This window comes from Klebsiella sp. 141203 (assembly GCF_032601985.1).
Lineage (GTDB): Bacteria > Pseudomonadota > Gammaproteobacteria > Enterobacterales > Enterobacteriaceae > Klebsiella > Klebsiella aerogenes.
The window spans coordinates 93,788-110,594 of the sequence record NZ_JAQIRL010000002.1 but is presented as its reverse complement, the minus strand read 5'-3'; the positions used below and the strand labels follow the sequence as shown (position 1 = coordinate 110,594).

Below are 16,807 nucleotides of genomic sequence, written 5' to 3'. Positions count from 1 at the left end.
AGTGGATAATCAGAAAAGGAATCTTGCGGCGGGCAGTCCATGCCCGCAGGGTACACTCTGACATTATGTCCCGGAATAAACGTCAAAGCTAAAATATTTCCCGGCCAGTTTTTTGTAGGTGCCGTCGGCAAGCATTTTCGCAATCGCGCCATTTATCTCTTCGCGCAGCGCATCGTCGCCTTGACGCAGGCCAATCGCCGCCCCGGCGCCAAACAGTTTATTATCCTGCAGTTGTCCGCCAACAAAGGCGAAATCCTTGCCCTGCGGCTGCTGCAGGAAGCTATAATCGGCCATCATGCCGGAGAGCACCGCGCCATCGAGACGACCTGATTCAAGGTCGCGAACGACGCTATCGGCCCCCTGATAGGCGACAATGTTAATCCCCTGCGGCCGCCAGTACTGGTTAACATAAGTTTCCTGCGCCGACCCCTGCTCGACGCCGATAGTTTTCCCCTTCAACTGCTCTGGCGTATTGCCTTTGAGGGTATTTTTGCGCGCCACCAGAAACACCGGCCCGTTGTACAGCTTATCGCTAAAGGCAATCTGCTCTTTACGTTTTTCGGTCATATACATCCCTGAGAGGATCGCGTCGAATTTACGCGCCTTCAGCGCCGGGATGATGCCGTCGAAGTTGCTTTCCACCCACACGCACTTCGCCTGCAGCTGCTGACAAATCGCGTTGCCTAAATCGATATCAAATCCCGCCAGCTTGCCCTGCGGATCTTTCCATTCAAACGGCGCGAAGGTCGGGTCAACGCCAAAACGGATCTCTTTCGCCCCGGCGGCCAGCGCCGACGTCGACGCCATTAATGCCAAACATAACAGCAGTGATTTTTTCATTCGAGATTTTCTCCAGGGATTAACGGCAGTGCGCTTGCACTAAACGCGCGAACAGCGTCGCGCCGGTGCTGATAATGTCATCGTTAAAGTCATAACCGGGGTTATGCACCATGCAGCCGCCCTTCTCGCCTTTTTCACCGTTGCCGAGCAGGAAGTAGCAGCCCGGACGTTCGCGCAGCATAAAAGCGAAATCTTCGCTGGCGTTCATTGGCGATACCGACTCCAGCACCCCTTCGCGGCCAAAGACTTCCAGCGCCAGCGCCTGGGCGAAATCGGTCTCTTCGTTACTGTTGGTTAATACCGGGTAAGAGTCGTAAATCTCGACGTCGCTGCTGGCGCCATAGCTTTTGGCGGTAAACTCGGTCAGCTCTTGAATACGCTTAATCAGCAGATCGCGAATTTCCGGTTTCATCGCCCGCACGCTGAGCTCCATCACCACGCTCTCCGGAATCACGTTCGAGGCGATGCCGGCCTGGAAAGTCCCCACGCTGACGACCGCCGTTTCCCCCGGCGGCACGTTGCGCGCGACGATGCTCTGCAGCGCCATCACCAGCGCCGCGCCGGCCACGATAGGGTCGACGGTGCGTTCCGGGTGTGCGCCGTGGCCGCCGTAGCCGGTAATCGTGATTTTGACCGTGTCCGCCGAGGCCATAAAGTTGCCGGCATAGAAGCCCAGCTTGCCAACCGGTAGCCCCGGCATATTGTGCAGACCGAAGATGCGTTCGCAGGGGAACTGCTCAAACAGGCCATCTTTAATCATCAGATCCGCGCCGCCGATGGCTTCTTCCGCGGGCTGGAAAATCAGATGCACCGTGCCGTTAAACTGGCAGGCCGGCGAGGCGATATATTTCGCCGCCGCGAGCAAAATCGTGGTATGTCCATCATGGCCGCAGGCGTGCATTTTTCCAGGTACCGTGCTGGCCCAGGGTAAATCGGTGGTTTCATAAATCGGTAATGCGTCCATGTCGGCACGCAGGCCAATAGTGCGCGGCGAATCGCCTTTACTCAGGCTGCCGACGACGCCGGTTTTACCGAGCCCGCGGGTCACCTGATAGCCCCATTCTGTCAGCTTACCGGCAACCAGCTCGCTGGTATTAAACTCTTCCAGACTTAATTCCGGATTGGCATGTAAATAATGACGGATAGAAATCATTTCATCTTCCGTGGCTTTAATTTCTGGAATTACACAATCAGACATGCCGTTCTCCGGGAATAGATTAAGAACTTAACAAGTTATCCTGGCTCAAAGTTTATGCAAGTAGCATTTCTAATTGCTGGAACGTCATCCATCATATTTTTAATACAGAAAAATCGCAGAACAATAACCATTAAAACTGGCAAAATTTAAATATAAACGTTTATTTTATGGGTTCCATGCCAACACTTACTCTACCATCCCCGCTTTAGTTCAGTTTTAAATAAAAATAAACAGCCATGAAATATCATTTACTTTTACTTGCCTGCGCGCTGACGCTGACAGGCTGCAGCGCTGAGGGCGACACCGCCAGCCAGCAACGCGCCAGTATTCAAAAGATGCGTACCAACACGCTCAGTAAACTCTATAGCCTGTACCCGGAAGCACGTAGCGATATCCAGCATTCAAAGGGCTACGCGGTCTTCGCCAGCAACAGTAGTAAGATATTAGTCTTTGGCTTCGGCAGCGGTTACGGCGTCGTTAAAAATAGCGCCACCGGCAAAGATACCTATATGAAAATGGCCCAGGGCGGCGCCGGTGTGGGTATGGGCGTGAAACAGCTGCGCACCGTACTGGTATTCCACGATAAAGACGCCTTGAATACTTTCATTACTAAAGGCTATATGGTCGGCGCGGATGCCAACGCGGCAGCGAAATATGACGACAACGGCATCGCCCCGATAGGCGCGTCGGCCAACGGCGTGGCGAAAGATACCGCCTCGCTGCCGTCAAAAGTCAACGTTTATGAAATCACCGAGAAAGGTTTGGCGGCTCAGGCAATGGTCAACGGTTATAAATACTGGCCGGATGACGAGCTGAATAAAAGGTAGGGCTTTGCGGTCCGTACAAGTTAGCATCAATAAGCCGGGTCAGACGCTAGCCTGACCCGGCGCGAATGCCATGCCGCAAGTATCATTATTTAATGACCGAGGGCGCCGCTTACCAGTATTGAGGTAATGATTCCTGTCGCCGCGGCGATCAGCACGTAATTGCCATCGATATAAGACCAGTGATGGCCCTCCGGCGGGCGCGGCAGGCCACGCTCGTTCCAGTTACTGATGCGATATTCATCACCGCGATAATGCTCCGGCGCCGGATGGCCTTTACGGAAATCGTTACCCCTCCAGGCGAAATGGTCCTGTTCATGGCGTTCCTGGCGACGATCGTCATGACCTCTTCGGTCCGGGCCGCGGCTATCATTGTTGCCCTGATGGTTATCGCCAGGACCGCCCGGCTGGTGGTGTCCATTCTGGTCACCCTGCTTCGGGCCATTCTGCCATACCTGCTGTTGCCCCGGACGATGACCGTCATTTGGACCATCGGCAAAAGCCTGAGCGCTCAGCACACAGGATAAAATAACCGCCAGAGAAATCATCTTTTTCATAGTACACCTCCTGATATATCTCTTTTTTACCCTGCAAATGTGGAGAAATAGTGATTAGCAACCTATCCAGGACTATTCCTGGCTAAATCAGGAGGACAGCAAACAATAATTTCAGCGAGCGCCAGACGTAAAAAAGGCCGCTAACGCGACCTTTTTTGTTCTCAGCGAGTCAGTATTACTCAGAGACTTTATTCTTTAACTCTTCAGCGCCTTGCTTGGTTTTATCCCAGCCTTTCTCGCTGACTTCTTTGGTTTTATCCCAACCTTTGCTGGCGCCTTCTTTAGTGGCGTTCCAGCCTTTCTCAGTGCCTTCTTTGGTCTTATCCCAGCCCTTCTCGGCGCCTTCTTTGGTTTTATTCCAGGTTTTCTGCGTGCCTTCGCTTATCTGGCTGCCGACGCTATCGCTTTTCCCTTCAGCAGCATGTTTGGACTTGAGCTTCATCTCTTCGCCCTGATTCTGCGCCTGGTGCAGTTTTTCTTTTGCCGTGTTGGCATTTTCGTGGGCTGCGGCCACGGTATCATCGGTTGCATGTGTAGTGGTTGCCGCGAATACCGGAGAAGCGACCAGAATAGCGGATAGTGCAATCATTGCTTTTTTCATATTTTTCCTCTCTTAACGCGTGCTTTATGTTACGAGTCACATTCAGCATGGCATAAGCTTCTGCGCTTGGCATTAGGAAAAGTTCTTAAAACTGCCTGACCGCTATTCCGTCGTTTTAGTGATCGAGATAGAGATAGCTTTCCCAGCTTTTCATACGGATGAGGATCTTTCTTATCAGCGACAGGTGCTCAAAATGTTCCGAATAGACGGCGGCTTCGACATCCGCGCCCTGCGGCAGCTGATAATTTTCCAGACGATCGTCGGTCACTTTTAATACCACCAGCGCTCGGCCGCGCGCCGCCAGATCGTTGGCCGTCAGCAACGTCCCCTGACCCTGAAACTGGCTTTCGCCAATCGCCGGCAGCACTTCCGCGACCTGCGCTTTAAATACGGTTCCCGGAATAGAGGGGAACAGTAATTCAGCCTGTTCACCTTTTTGCAAACGCTGCAGCGCGTTCTGACGGAATGCGGCGACGTATTCACGTGAATTCGCATTATCCGTTGGCACAAACGTCATTACCGGCTTCAGCCCCAACGCGGTGGACATGGTCCCCGGGCGCAAGCCGACGGTACTGACATAGCCGTCAGACGGCGCGCGCACCACCGTGTTATCGAGCTTAAATTGCGCCTCGCGCAGCTGCGCCAGCAGCGAAGCGACTTTGGTGTTCTCGCCGTGCACCACCGAATTGAGATCGTTACGCGCCTGTGCGACCTTTGCCCGGGCGGCGTCAACCGCCGCCTGCGAGGCTTTCCAGTTCTGGCGACGGGTATCGACCATCTGATCGGAAAAGGCCCCTTTATCATGACCTGCCTGGAAGCGGGCGTATTCACGCTGGGCCCGGTCGCGCTCGGCTACCGCTTTGCTTAAATCAGCCTGCGCGCTGGTTAACCCCGCATCCAGCGACAACGCCTCCTGGCTGGCCGCTTTCACCTGCGCGGTCAGGTCGTCCACCTTCGCCTGGAACGGGGTTGGGTCGATGGTGAACAAGATGTCGCCTTCATGCAGCATCTGATTTGGTTTCACCGGCACGCTGGTGACTCGACCGCGGGTTTGCGAAACAATGGGCACCGTGCGATAAACCTGCTTCCCGACTTCGCTATAGGGGAAGTTATAATTCATACCGAGGATTAACATGCCAATCAGTATCACGCCACCTAATACCGCAGTGGGAACCGTCCATTTATTTAATGGAATACGGAATACTTTAAATATCACGATACACAAGGCGGCATAACACAGCAGTAATAACGTTTCCATTATTTACCCTCCTGATTGACGGCGCTATTTTTCAGACGGTTTAATTCCGCCTGCATCGCATCCAGACGCTGATGTAAATCGTGCTGGTCGGTCTTTAACTGCTGCATTCCCCAGCCGCGGTCTTCTCGCCACAGCGTGGCCCAGATCCACAGCAGCGGCCACAGCACGTGCAGGGTGAACAAGCTCACCCAGCCAGCGTAATGAATCGCATCCTGGTGCGGATGATTTCTTTTTTTGGCTATTTCATAAGGAATATCGTGGATCACGATAATTCCATAAAATAAAATCAGCACCACCGCAATCAGGATGGCTAAAGCAATATAATCCAGGGTCATAAAATAACTCCAGAATGTGTGACGTATTTCACATTCACTTTATACAGGCGTCAGCAAGCCGGGCATAATCGCCCTGACAACTGACCATATTAATCAGAATTTATCCGGTATTTTTCGGTCGATAGAAATGAGTTGACCTTTTTTCACCGTGATATAACCGCCTTCTTTTAACGCCGCTAAAACCTGATAAACATAGCTGCGCGAAAGATTGGTCCGTTTAATAATAAAAGCGGACAGGCTTTCACGTTTTCCACAATCGATCTCGTTACGGTACAGATAACGCGATAGCATCGATTTTATGGTCTGAAAACCGGACAGGTTGCCGCGCTCGTTGTGCGCATCAAGAGCAAAAATGCCCATGTAGGCCAGAATAGTCGTCAGCTCTTTCATATACTCCGGCGAAGAGTAAAAGAAGATACGCTCGAAATCCTCAATGCTGATTCTGGCAAAACGGCAGCGATCGAGACATTGATATAGTAGCTCTACCGCCGGACAGTAGTGCTCAAGCAGGCCCAGCGGCATATGCTCGATCACAATCCCCAACAGGTTATCAGGGTCGTTGACTGCGAGGGTGATTTGCCCGGACAGCAGAAAGTAAATGAACCCATCCTGCGGATGAAAACGCTCGCCGGCGGCGCACTCGACGTTTTCGCTACAGGCGATGACGTGTGGGAGATGCGCATTCAACTGCAGCTTCTGGTAGCACGCATGAATACGACCAAAACTGCTATTCAACTTCCCCGTATCCATTGCCGTACTTTCCCGTATCACCGACGTCATCAAATATATATAAGGCAAAGCGAGGGGAAAAGTCCACAGCTGGAGTTTTGGCGTAAAGATATGTGTGGCAAGACTATTTCGCTTCTCCACGATGCAATAAATCAGCATATACAGCCGTTAAAATCCCGCCGGGGCGGAATTGCTTCTTAATCCACTGCGTCACCTGGCCGGTAGCCGCGTGCTGAGTGGCCAGCAACATGCCGGAATCCTGGCGCGGGTTGTGGATCTGGCGGATCACCAACAGATTCTCCGCAATGGCTTCATGAGCCATATAGTCGGGTAAGAAGCCGATCCCTTCGCCGAGGATCTGACACTGACATTTGGTATTGAAGTCGGGAACCAGGATCGCCTCCTGGCCATGCAGCAGCCAACCGACCTTTTTATTAATCGTACTGGCGGTGTCCTCAACCATGATATTGGGATAGAGGCGTAACTGGCTTTCCGAAATAGGTTCGGGCATAAACGCCAGCGGATGATCCGGGGCAATGGCAAACACCCAGCGGATCGCGCCGATCTCGGTGTAATCAATACCTCCGCCGTCGAGCAGCGTGTCCGGCGCACCGATGGCAATATTCGCCTGGTTATTGATGATCGAATCCCAAACGCCGTTGTACACCTCGGTGGTGACGGTTATCTGGCAGGTGGGAAACTGTTTTTTCAGCACCTGCAGCAGGCGGGCGGTATGGCGCGGCGTGTATAGCAGTTGATTAATGCAGATGCGCACCCGCGCTTCGATGCCTTGCGAGATAGTATCTATGCTGCGCTTTATCGCATGGAAATCATTAAGCAGATCGGTAGCCTTGCGAAACAGATAGTAGCCGGATTCCGTCAGCTCAATGCTGCGGGTGTTGCGGGTAAACAGCACTACGTCCAGCCCGGCTTCCATCCGTTTGATGGTATAGCTGATGGCTGAGGTGGTTAACCCCAGCTCGTCGGCCGCCTTGCTGAAGCTGCCAAAACGCGCCGCGGTGGTGAATGCCAGCAGATTTTCTTCAGTAAAAATCGAGTTCATGCGCCCTTCCCGCCTCCGCTAAACCATACCTGAGCTGAATGTATTGGTTACCGGGACGCGGGGCAATCATTTTTGAACAATACTTAATACCCGTCGCGACTTCAGGCACGCTACTTACTGGTCGCCTCGCTGAGTTTGCGCCCGCTATATTCTGAAATAAAGCCGACACAATTTCCCGCCAGAAATCCCAACAGCGTCACCGTCCAGTTCAAACCGGTGGCGAAAAAGAGCGTCATACCGAGGAAACCGCCGGGAATAAACGAGGTTAGCGTAAAGCGCCCCTGCCAGACGATGACTGCCGAAAACGGCACCGTGGTAATGACGCTTGCCCAGAATCCCGACATACCGCTGGCTGAGGCGAGAGCGCCAGCGGCCAGCGCCGCCAGCCACGCCCACACCGCTCCGGAATAGTTAACGCACAGGCTTTTGACAAAGCCGGATTGGCCTCCCCCTGCCGCATAGAAACTACAGAAGGCCACGAAGCCGATGGTTCCCAATAATTCCCAACCATGCTGCAGCCCAACGTGCGAGGAAATCAGCTGCCAAACGCCTGCGCAAATCCCGACGGTGATCCCCGTAGCGGTGAGTCCGTTCATCTCTTTCCCCTCTGAAAAATAGATCGATGACATTGCTTTCTGACGGTAACTATATCGAAAGAAAACCCGATTGCGTTAAGGGGTATAGGTGTAAAGAAGTAAACATTGCTCTGCCGCACAGTCTGCATCGATTATTGAAATTTATTCAATAATCTACCGGATTATGGCGAATAAAATTTAAGCGGGTTCTTTTATCTATTTCTGGTTGCTATGCTCAAGCCATCGAGAAAGTCTCAGCCGCAACAACAGGAGCAAGATGATGGCCATGGAAAATATTATTGCTGACTATCTTTTGGCTGCAGAGCAGGGAAATATCGCGAAACTAAAAGCCTGCCTGGCAAGCGGTGTCGATATTAATGCCAGTAATCGCCAGTGGCGAACCGCTATTACCCTCGCCAGCCTGAATAAACATTATGCTTGTGTCTCTGTTCTTATTGCTGCTGGCGCCGATATTAATAAGCAGGACCAGACCTGTTTTAACCCGTTTTTAATCAGCTGTCTGAATAACGACGTCGAACTACTGCGCTTAATTTTACCGGCAAAACCCGACCTCGAACGATTAACGCGTTTCGGCGGCGTAGGCCTGACGCCGGCCTGTGAAAAAGGCCATCTTGAAATCGTAAAAATATTGCTGGCGGAAACTAACATTAACGTTAACCACACCAATTTCGTTGGCTGGACGCCGCTGCTGGAAGCGATTGTCTTAAACGACGGCGGCGCGACGCAGCAGGAGATCGTCAAACTGCTGCTGGACCACGGCGCCAACCCGCATATGACCGATAAGTACGGTAAATCGCCGCTGGAGCTGGCATGGGATAAGGGATTCAGTGAAATCGCCCACCTGCTGGTCGCCGCCGGAGCCTGAGGAAGGAGAATCGCCATTAACACCTCCTCCTGGCGGTGTGTGCAAGCGCTAACTGCGGATAAGAGCTTTCTCGCACAGCGCGGCGGCGGACGGGTTGGAGAGGTTTTCGCCCATGCGGTGAACCTGCTAACCCCGGGCAAACCAGGTCTTGTGACGCTGCTGTGTGAAACCTCTGACAATGCGCCTAATAGCTGTAGGTTAGCACTCACCCACTTTGACAACCTGCTCCGGCCAGGGGAAAGCGTCCGGTTTACCGATTCAGGGATTTACGTTGGCGATAATACATGGATAGACATCTACCGTTGTGAGCACTGGCAAACGCCGCGGGCGGTATTAAACGCGGCAACATTTAACCAGATAGCCTGGCGACGATGGCATGACATTATCGTTACGCAGTTACATGAGGATGACACGTTATTTCTCTATCGCGGCGACAATCCCTTTTATCACGCGATGCGTCATGAACTCCAGCAGCGACGGGAAACCTTATTTAAAGCACTTGGCGAAAATAAAAATATCGGCGCCGCCGTGGCGCACATGATCGGATTAGGCATTGGCCTGACGCCATCGGCGGATGATTATTTGGTAGGCCTGAGCGTTATTTTATTCATAAAGGGACACCCGGCTAATCAATACCGGGGAGCATTTATAACCGCGCTGCAGAGCGCCCAACAAAATACTACGCCGCTCAGTGCGATTACGCTGGAGGCAGCGATAAACCAACGTTATCGCGAAAGTATCGCCGTGTTGATTAATCTGATGGTTAATCAACCGACAACCTTTTCTATTAAGGCTATTGCCGATATTAAAAATATTGGCTCAAGTTCCGGCAGCGACATGCTATTGGGCATGGCGGATGCCTGCGCGCTGAGCCAAACGTATGGAGGGAATAATGTCAGTTAAAATAGTGGTGAAGAAGAATACCTATTTTGATTCCGTCTCATTAATGTCGATTTCCACCCGCGCTAATAAGCTCGATGGCGTAGAGCAGGCATTTGTGGCGATGGCGACGGAAATGAACAAAGGGGTGCTGAATAACCTGGGACTGCTGACGCCGGAGCTGGAAGCGGCGAAAAACGGCGACCTGATGATTGTTATCAAGGGCAAAGACGGCGCCGATAGTGAACAGATACTCGGTGAAATAGAAGCGCTGTTCAGCAAAAAGGCCGAAAGCGGCCGGCACGAAGCGCGCTACGCCACCCTCGCCAGCGCCAAAAAACATCTTCCGCAAAGTAACCTCGCGATTATCTCGGTCAACGGTCTGTTTGCCGCTCGCGAAGCGCGCCAGGCGCTGCAAAACGATCTTAACGTGATGCTGTTTTCCGATAACGTCTCTATTGACGACGAACTGGCGCTGAAACAGCTGGCCCACGAAAAAGGGTTATTGATGATGGGGCCAGACTGCGGCACCGCCATTATTAACGGCGCGGCGCTGTGCTTCGGTAACGCGGTTCGCCGCGGCAACATCGGTATTATCGGCGCCTCTGGTACCGGTAGCCAGGAGTTGAGCGTCCGTATCCATGATTTCGGCGGCGGGATCTCGCAGTTAATCGGTACCGGCGGTCGCGATCTGAGTGAGAAAATCGGCGGCCTGATGATGCTCGACGCTATTCAGATGCTGGAAGCCGATCCGCAAACGGAAATCATCGTCCTTGTTTCTAAACCACCGGCTCCAGCGGTGGCGAAAAAAGTGCTCGAACGCGCTCGCGCCTGCCGTAAACCGGTAGTGGCGTGCTTCCTCGGCCGCGCCGAGCCTCCCGCCGATGAGCAAGGTCTGCAGTTCGCCCGCGGCACTAAAGACGCGGCGCTGAAGGCCGTCCTGCTGAGCGGTATTAAGCAGGAAAATCTCGATTTACATCCGCTGAACCAGGCGCTGATTGCTGACGTTCGCGCGCAGCTCACGCCACGGCAAAAGTACATTCGCGGCCTGTTCTGCGGCGGTACCCTGTGCGATGAAACCATGTTCGCGGTACTGGAAAAACACGCGGATGTTTATAGCAACATTCAGCCGGATCCGGCCTATCGTCTGAGCGATATCAATCGCAGCATCAAGCACACTTTCCTCGATTTCGGCGATGACGACTTCACCAACGGTAAGCCGCACCCGATGATCGACCCGACCAACCGCATCAGCCGCCTGCTGCAAGAGGCGCGCGATCCCGAAGTGGCGGTCATCGTCATGGACTTCGTGCTGGGCTTCGGATCGCATGAAGATCCGGTGGGTTCGACGATCGCGGCGATCAAAGAGGCCAAAGCCATTGCCGCCGCCGATGGGCGCCCATTGACGATCCTCGCTTACGTGTTAGGTACCGACATCGATACGCCGTCGCTGGAGCAACAGCGCCAGATGCTACTTGACGCTGGCGTCATTCTGGCCAGCAGCAGCACCAATACCGGTTTGCTGGCGCGTGAATTTATCTGCAAAGGGGAGCAAGCCTGATGAGCCAGTCGCTATTTAACCAGCCGTTGAACGTAATTAACGTCGGTATCGCCATGTTCAGCGACGATTTGAAAAAGCAGCATACCGCCGTCACCCAGCTCGACTGGACGCCGCCGGGCCAGGGCAATATGCAGGTGGTCGAGGCGCTGGATCGCATCGCCGACTCGCCGCTGGCGGATAAAATCGCCGCCGCCAACCAGCAGGCGCTGGAGCGTATTATTCAATCACACCCGGTACTCATCGGCTTTGATCAGGCCATTAACGTCGTGCCGGGCATGACGCCAAAAACCATCCTGCATGCCGGCCCGCCGGTGGAATGGCAAAACATGTGCGGCGCCATGAAAGGCGCGGTCACCGGCGCGCTGGTCTTTGAAGGGCTGGCGAAAGATCTGGATGAAGCCGCCGAGCTTGCCGCCTCCGGTGAAATTACCTTCTCACCCTGTCACGAACACGACTGCGTGGGTTCGATGGCGGGCGTGACGTCGGCGTCGATGTTCATGCACATCGTCGAGAACAAAACCTACGGCAATATCGCTTATACCAACATGAGCGAGCAGATGGCGAAGATCCTGCGCATGGGGGCTAACGATAAGAGCGTGATCGATCGTCTGAACTGGATGCGCGACGTGCAGGGCCCCATGCTGCGCGACGCCATGAAGATCATCGGCGAAATCGATCTGCGCTTAATGCTGGCGCAGGCGCTGCATATGGGCGATGAGTGCCATAACCGCAACAACGCCGGCACCACCCTGCTGATTCAGGCGCTCACGCCGGGGATTATTCAGGCCGGTTATCCGGTAGCGCAGCAGCGCGAGGTGTTCGAATTTGTCGCCAGCAGCGATTACTTCTCCGGCCCGACGTGGATGGCGATGTGCAAAGCGGCGATGGACGCGGCCCACGGCATTGAATACAGCACCGTGGTCACCACCATGGCGCGCAACGGCGTCGAGTTCGGACTGCGGGTCAGCGGCCTGCCGGGACAATGGTTTACCGGCCCGGCCCAGCAGGTGATAGGCCCGATGTTCGCTGGTTTTAAACCAGAAGACTCCGGCCTCGATATCGGCGACAGCGCCATTACTGAAACCTATGGCATCGGCGGTTTCGCCATGGCGACGGCGCCGGCTATCGTCGCGCTGGTCGGTGGAACGGTAGAAGAAGCGGTCGATTTCTCTCGCCAGATGCGTGAAATCACCCTTGGCGAAAACCCGAACGTCACCATTCCGCTGCTCGGCTTTATGGGGATCCCGACCGCGATCGACATCACCCGCGTCGGCAGCAGCGGTATTTTACCGGTGATCAACACCGCCATCGCCCATAAAGACGCCGGGATCGGCATGATTGGCGCCGGTATCGTCCACCCGCCGTTCGCCTGTTTCGAAAAAGCGATCCTCCGCTGGTGCGATCGTTACGACGTTTAACGTTGTAGCCCGGGCGAGGCGTTTGCGCCGACCCCGGGAAATCCCCGGCAGCCCTACGCCTGGCCGGGCGACTACCACGACCACACAATAACAATAACTACATCACCTTCTGTAACGGAAGCCAGATATGAAAGAACTCATCGTCGTCGCCATTGGCGGCAACAGCATTATCAAAGATAACGCCAGCCAGTCGATCGAGCATCAGGCCGAGGCGGTCAAAGCGGTGGCCAGCACGGTGCTGGAGATGCTGGCATCGGACTATAACGTGGTGCTAACCCACGGTAACGGCCCGCAGGTTGGGCTGGATTTACGCCGCTCGGAGATAGCCCACGAACGAGAAGGTCTGCCGCTGACGCCGCTGGCCAACTGCGTCGCCGATACCCAGGGCGGCATCGGCTACCTCATTCAGCAGGCGCTGAATAACCGCCTTGCCCAGCGCGGCGAGCAAAAGGCGGTCACCGTCGTCACCCAGGTTGAAGTCGATAAAAACGATCCCGGCTTTACCCATCCGACCAAGCCTATCGGCGCGTTCTTCAGCGAAAGCCAGCGCGATGAATTGCAGCAGGCGCATCCTGAGTGGCGCTTTGTGGAAGATTCGGGCCGCGGCTATCGCCGGGTGGTCGCCTCGCCGGAGCCGAAACGCATTGTCGAAGCGGAAGCTATCAAAGCGCTGACCCGGCAAGGCTTTGTGGTGATCGGCGCCGGCGGCGGCGGGATCCCGGTGGTACGCAGCCCGCAGGGCGACTACCAGAGCGTGGATGCGGTGATCGATAAAGATCTCTCAACCGCCCTGCTGGCCCGCGAAATTGATGCTGATATTCTGGTGATCACTACCGGTGTGGAGAAAGTGTGCGTTAATTTCGGCAAACCTAATCAGCAGGCGCTGGGTTGCGTTGGCATCAGCGAGATGAGCCGCTATATGCAGGAAGGGCATTTCCCGGCAGGCAGTATGCTGCCAAAAATCGTCGCCAGCCTCACGTTCCTGCAACACGGCGGCAAACGGGTGATCATCACTACGCCGGAATGTCTGCCAGCCGCGCTACGTGGCGAAACGGGAACCCATATTGTGCATGACTGACACAAAAGGAAGAAAGAATGAATAAAGACAATAGCCGTCGCGAATTTCTTACCCAAAGCGGCAAGATGGTCACCGCCGCCGCGCTGCTGGCAGCGGGCGCGCCGGCGGCGTATGCCGCGGGAAGCCAATCGTCCGCGGCCGCCTGCGATAATAAAGGCGCGGTCAACGTCGCCGATAAACATTACTATCTTGATAACGTGCTGCTGGAAAGCGGCTTCGAATATGAAAACGGCGTGGTGGTTCACACCCGGACCGAGCTGCAAACGCTGGAAATAAAAGACGGCAAAATCGTCGCCCTGCGCAGCAATAATAGCCACCCGGATGCCACGCTGCCGCGCTACGATGCGGGCGGCAAACTGATGCTGCCCGCCATGCGCGACATGCATATCCATCTGGACAAAACGTTTTACGGCGGCCCGTGGCGCTCGCTTAACCGCCCGGCGGGCACCACCATTCAGGATATGATCAAGCTTGAGCAGAAACTGCTGCCGGAACTCCAGCCTTATACGCAGGCGCACGCCGAGAAGCTTATCGACCTGATTCAATCCAAAGGCTCGACCATCGCCCGCAGCCACTGCAACATTGAGCCGGTGTCCGGGCTGAAGAACCTTGAGAATCTGCAGGAAGTGCTGGCGCGGCGTAAACCAGGCTTCGATTGCGAAATCGTCGCTTTTCCGCAGCACGGGCTGCTGCTGTCGAAATCGGAATCACTGGTTCGCGAAGCGATGCAGGCCGGCGCCCATTATGTCGGCGGTCTCGATCCGACTAATGTCGATGGCGCGATGGAGAAATCGCTCGATACCATGTTCCAGATTGCGCTGGATTACGACAAAGGGGTGGATATTCACCTGCATGAAACCAGCCCGGCGGGCGTGGCGGCGGTGAACTATATGGTGGAAACCGTGGAGAAGACCCCGGCGCTGAAAGGCAAGCTGACCATCAGCCACGCTTTTGCGCTGGCGACGCTGAACGAGCAGCAGGTCGATGCCATCGCGATCCGCATGGCGGCGCAGCAAATCACCATCGCCTCCACCGTGCCGATCGGCACTCTGCACATGCCGCTCAAGCAACTGCGCGAAAAAGGCGTCTTCGTGATGACCGGTACCGATAGCGTGATTGACCACTGGTCGCCCTACGGACTGGGCGACATGCTGGAGAAAGCCAATCTCTACGCCCAGCTGTATATCCGCCCCAATGAGCAGACCCTGTCGCGCGCGCTGGCCATCGCCACCGGCGACGTGCTGCCGCTGAATGACAAAGGCGAGCGCGTATGGCCAAAAGCACAGGACGACGCCAGCTTTGTGCTGGTCGATGCCTCCTGCTCCGCCGAAGCCGTGGCGCGAATTTCGCCGCGTACCGCCACCTTCCATAACGGTAAGATGGTCTGGGGCAGCGTCGGAGCCTGATGCCAGCGTCATGTAAAAAACCCCGGCAAGCCGGGGTTTTGTCATTTACCAAACACGATTACTTCTGCGGACGCATGGCCGGGAACAGGATAACGTCGCGGATGGTGTGGCTGTTGGTAAACAGCATCACCATGCGGTCGATACCGATACCCAGGCCGGCGGTCGGCGGCAGGCCGTACTCCAGCGCGGTGACGTAGTCTTCGTCATAGAACATCGCTTCGTCATCGCCCGCCGCTTTGGCGTTGACCTGATCCTGGAAACGCTGCGCCTGATCTTCCGCATCGTTCAACTCGCTGAAACCGTTACCGATTTCGCGGCCGCCGATGAAGAACTCGAAGCGGTCGGTGATTTCCGGGTTCACGTCGTTACGGCGGGCCAGCGGAGAAACTTCCGCCGGATATTCGGTGATGAAGGTCGGCTGAATCAGATGCGCTTCCGCCACTTCATCAAAGATCTCCGTGACGATACGTCCCAGACCCCAGCTTTTCTCTACCTGAATACCGATAGATTCTGCCAGCGCTTTCGCCGCGTCGAAGTTATCCAGATCCGCCATGTTGGTTTCCGGACGGTGTTTCTTGATGGCTTCACGCATGGTCAGTTTTTCAAACGGTTTGCCGAAGTCAAACACCTGGTCGCCATACGGCACTTCGGTTTTGCCCAACACCGTCTGCGCCAGAGTGCGGAACAGCGACTCGGTCAGTTCGATCAGGTCTTTGTAATCCGCATACGCCATATACAGTTCCATCATGGTGAACTCTGGGTTATGACGTACGGAGATCCCTTCGTTACGGAAGTTACGGTTGATTTCGAAGACGCGTTCGAAGCCGCCAACCACCAGACGTTTCAGATACAGTTCCGGCGCGATACGCAGGTACATATCCAGATCCAGCGCGTTGTGATGGGTGATGAACGGACGGGCGGAAGCGCCGCCGGGGATCACCTGCATCATCGGGGTTTCGACTTCCATAAAGCCGCGGGCAACCATGAACTGACGCATGGTGGCGAGGATCTGCGAACGGATACGGAACGTATGACGCGACTCTTCGTTGGCGATCAGATCCAGATAACGCTGGCGATAGCGGACTTCCTGATCCTGCAGGCCGTGGAATTTATCCGGCAGCGGGCGCAGGGCTTTGGTCAGCAGACGCAGCTCGGTGCAGTGAATGGAGAGTTCGCCGGTTTGCGTTTTGAACAGCTTGCCGCGGGCGGCGATGATATCGCCGAGATCCCATTTTTTAAACTGTTCGTTGTAGACGCCTTCCGGCAGGTCATCGCGCGCGACGTACAGCTGAATGCGGCCGCCGACGTCCTGAAGGGTAACGAAAGAGGCTTTACCCATGATGCGGCGGGTCATCATACGGCCAGCAACAGAGACTTCAACGTTCAGGGAAGCGAGTTCATCGTTATCCTTCGCATCGAATTCAGCGTGCAATTGGTCAGAGGTATGATCGCGACGGAAATCGTTCGGGAAAGCGACGCCCTGCTCACGCAGCGCAGCCAATTTTTCGCGACGAGTTTTCAGTTCATTATTAAGGTCAATTGCCTCATCGGCACCTTGTGCTTGTTGTTCAGACATGTTGGTTCCTCATAACCCTGCTT

At 54.8% G+C, this 16,807-nt stretch carries 17 protein-coding genes; 7 read left to right on the top strand and 10 right to left on the bottom strand.

What is annotated here, in order from left to right; genetic code table 11:
• Nucleotides 1-63: 63 nt before the first annotated feature.
• Together PGR29_RS08200 and PGR29_RS08195 are read right to left on the bottom strand one after the other, a co-directional pair.
• On the bottom strand, nucleotides 64-840 hold the full coding sequence (locus PGR29_RS08200) for an ABC transporter substrate-binding protein (protein WP_015367838.1): 777 nt from the start codon (nucleotides 838-840) through the stop codon (nucleotides 64-66).
• A 19-nt stretch (nucleotides 841-859) separates the two neighbouring features.
• Nucleotides 860-2,038: a M20 aminoacylase family protein gene (locus PGR29_RS08195; protein ID WP_087860309.1), complete on the bottom strand. Its 1,179-nt coding sequence runs from the start codon at nucleotides 2,036-2,038 to the stop codon at nucleotides 860-862.
• A gap of 236 nt (nucleotides 2,039-2,274) precedes the next feature.
• Here PGR29_RS08195 and PGR29_RS08190 point away from each other — a divergent pair, with 236 nt between their 5' ends.
• Entirely contained in the window at nucleotides 2,275-2,865 is a 591-nt protein-coding gene (locus PGR29_RS08190) for a YSC84-related protein (protein WP_316424380.1), read from the top strand.
• A gap of 89 nt (nucleotides 2,866-2,954) precedes the next feature.
• Here PGR29_RS08190 and PGR29_RS08185 read toward each other — a convergent pair whose 3' ends face one another.
• From PGR29_RS08185 to PGR29_RS08155, 7 genes are all read right to left on the bottom strand, one after another.
• Nucleotides 2,955-3,419, bottom strand: a complete 465-nt coding sequence (locus PGR29_RS08185; RefSeq protein ID WP_316424379.1) for an RcnB family protein — start codon at nucleotides 3,417-3,419, stop codon at nucleotides 2,955-2,957.
• 175 nt (nucleotides 3,420-3,594) lie between these two features.
• Nucleotides 3,595-4,020, bottom strand: a complete 426-nt coding sequence (locus PGR29_RS08180; RefSeq protein WP_015367842.1) for a hypothetical protein — start codon at nucleotides 4,018-4,020, stop codon at nucleotides 3,595-3,597.
• A gap of 115 nt (nucleotides 4,021-4,135) precedes the next feature.
• Entirely contained in the window at nucleotides 4,136-5,278 is a 1,143-nt protein-coding gene (locus PGR29_RS08175) for an HlyD family secretion protein (RefSeq protein WP_316424378.1), read from the bottom strand.
• The gene (locus PGR29_RS08170) at nucleotides 5,278-5,613 is read right to left on the bottom strand and encodes a DUF3302 domain-containing protein (protein ID WP_020079414.1); all 336 of its coding nucleotides are present in this window, start codon (nucleotides 5,611-5,613) and stop codon (nucleotides 5,278-5,280) included. Before PGR29_RS08170 ends, PGR29_RS08175 begins: the two co-directional genes overlap by 1 nt.
• 93 nt (nucleotides 5,614-5,706) lie before the next feature.
• The gene (locus tag PGR29_RS08165; protein ID WP_026612377.1) at nucleotides 5,707-6,348 is read right to left on the bottom strand and encodes a helix-turn-helix domain-containing protein; all 642 of its coding nucleotides are present in this window, start codon (nucleotides 6,346-6,348) and stop codon (nucleotides 5,707-5,709) included.
• Between the two features lie 118 nt (nucleotides 6,349-6,466).
• Nucleotides 6,467-7,405 carry a LysR substrate-binding domain-containing protein gene (locus PGR29_RS08160; protein ID WP_316424377.1) on the bottom strand — a complete coding sequence of 313 codons (939 nt, stop codon included), beginning with the start codon at nucleotides 7,403-7,405 and terminating at the stop codon, nucleotides 6,467-6,469.
• 110 nt (nucleotides 7,406-7,515) lie between these two features.
• Nucleotides 7,516-8,001, bottom strand: a complete 486-nt coding sequence (locus PGR29_RS08155; protein WP_271032031.1) for a DUF1097 domain-containing protein — start codon at nucleotides 7,999-8,001, stop codon at nucleotides 7,516-7,518.
• A 259-nt stretch (nucleotides 8,002-8,260) separates the two neighbouring features.
• Between PGR29_RS08155 and PGR29_RS08150 the strand changes: the two genes are divergently transcribed.
• From PGR29_RS08150 to PGR29_RS08125, 6 genes are all read left to right on the top strand, one after another.
• Nucleotides 8,261-8,866, top strand: a complete 606-nt coding sequence (locus tag PGR29_RS08150; protein WP_316424635.1) for an ankyrin repeat domain-containing protein — start codon at nucleotides 8,261-8,263, stop codon at nucleotides 8,864-8,866.
• A 39-nt stretch (nucleotides 8,867-8,905) separates the two neighbouring features.
• Nucleotides 8,906-9,769: a DUF2877 domain-containing protein gene (locus PGR29_RS08145; RefSeq protein ID WP_316424376.1), complete on the top strand. Its 864-nt coding sequence runs from the start codon at nucleotides 8,906-8,908 to the stop codon at nucleotides 9,767-9,769.
• On the top strand, nucleotides 9,759-11,306 hold the full coding sequence (gene fdrA / locus PGR29_RS08140) for an acyl-CoA synthetase FdrA (RefSeq protein WP_316424375.1): 1,548 nt from the start codon (nucleotides 9,759-9,761) through the stop codon (nucleotides 11,304-11,306). Before PGR29_RS08145 ends, fdrA begins: the two co-directional genes overlap by 11 nt.
• Complete coding sequence (locus PGR29_RS08135) at nucleotides 11,306-12,724, top strand: DUF1116 domain-containing protein (protein ID WP_316424374.1); 1,419 nt, start codon at nucleotides 11,306-11,308, stop codon at nucleotides 12,722-12,724. The genes fdrA and PGR29_RS08135 overlap by 1 nt, the downstream gene beginning before the upstream one ends.
• 127 nt (nucleotides 12,725-12,851) lie before the next feature.
• A complete protein-coding gene (locus tag PGR29_RS08130; protein WP_087860319.1) occupies nucleotides 12,852-13,802 on the top strand; it encodes a carbamate kinase family protein in 951 nt (316 codons plus the stop codon).
• Between the two features lie 17 nt (nucleotides 13,803-13,819).
• Nucleotides 13,820-15,208: an amidohydrolase family protein gene (locus tag PGR29_RS08125; RefSeq protein ID WP_316424373.1), complete on the top strand. Its 1,389-nt coding sequence runs from the start codon at nucleotides 13,820-13,822 to the stop codon at nucleotides 15,206-15,208.
• Between the two features lie 58 nt (nucleotides 15,209-15,266).
• On the opposite strand, the gene lysS is transcribed toward PGR29_RS08125, so the two are convergent.
• Entirely contained in the window at nucleotides 15,267-16,784 is a 1,518-nt protein-coding gene (gene lysS, locus PGR29_RS08120; protein WP_015704650.1) for a lysine--tRNA ligase, read from the bottom strand.
• Nucleotides 16,785-16,807 lie beyond the last annotated feature (23 nt).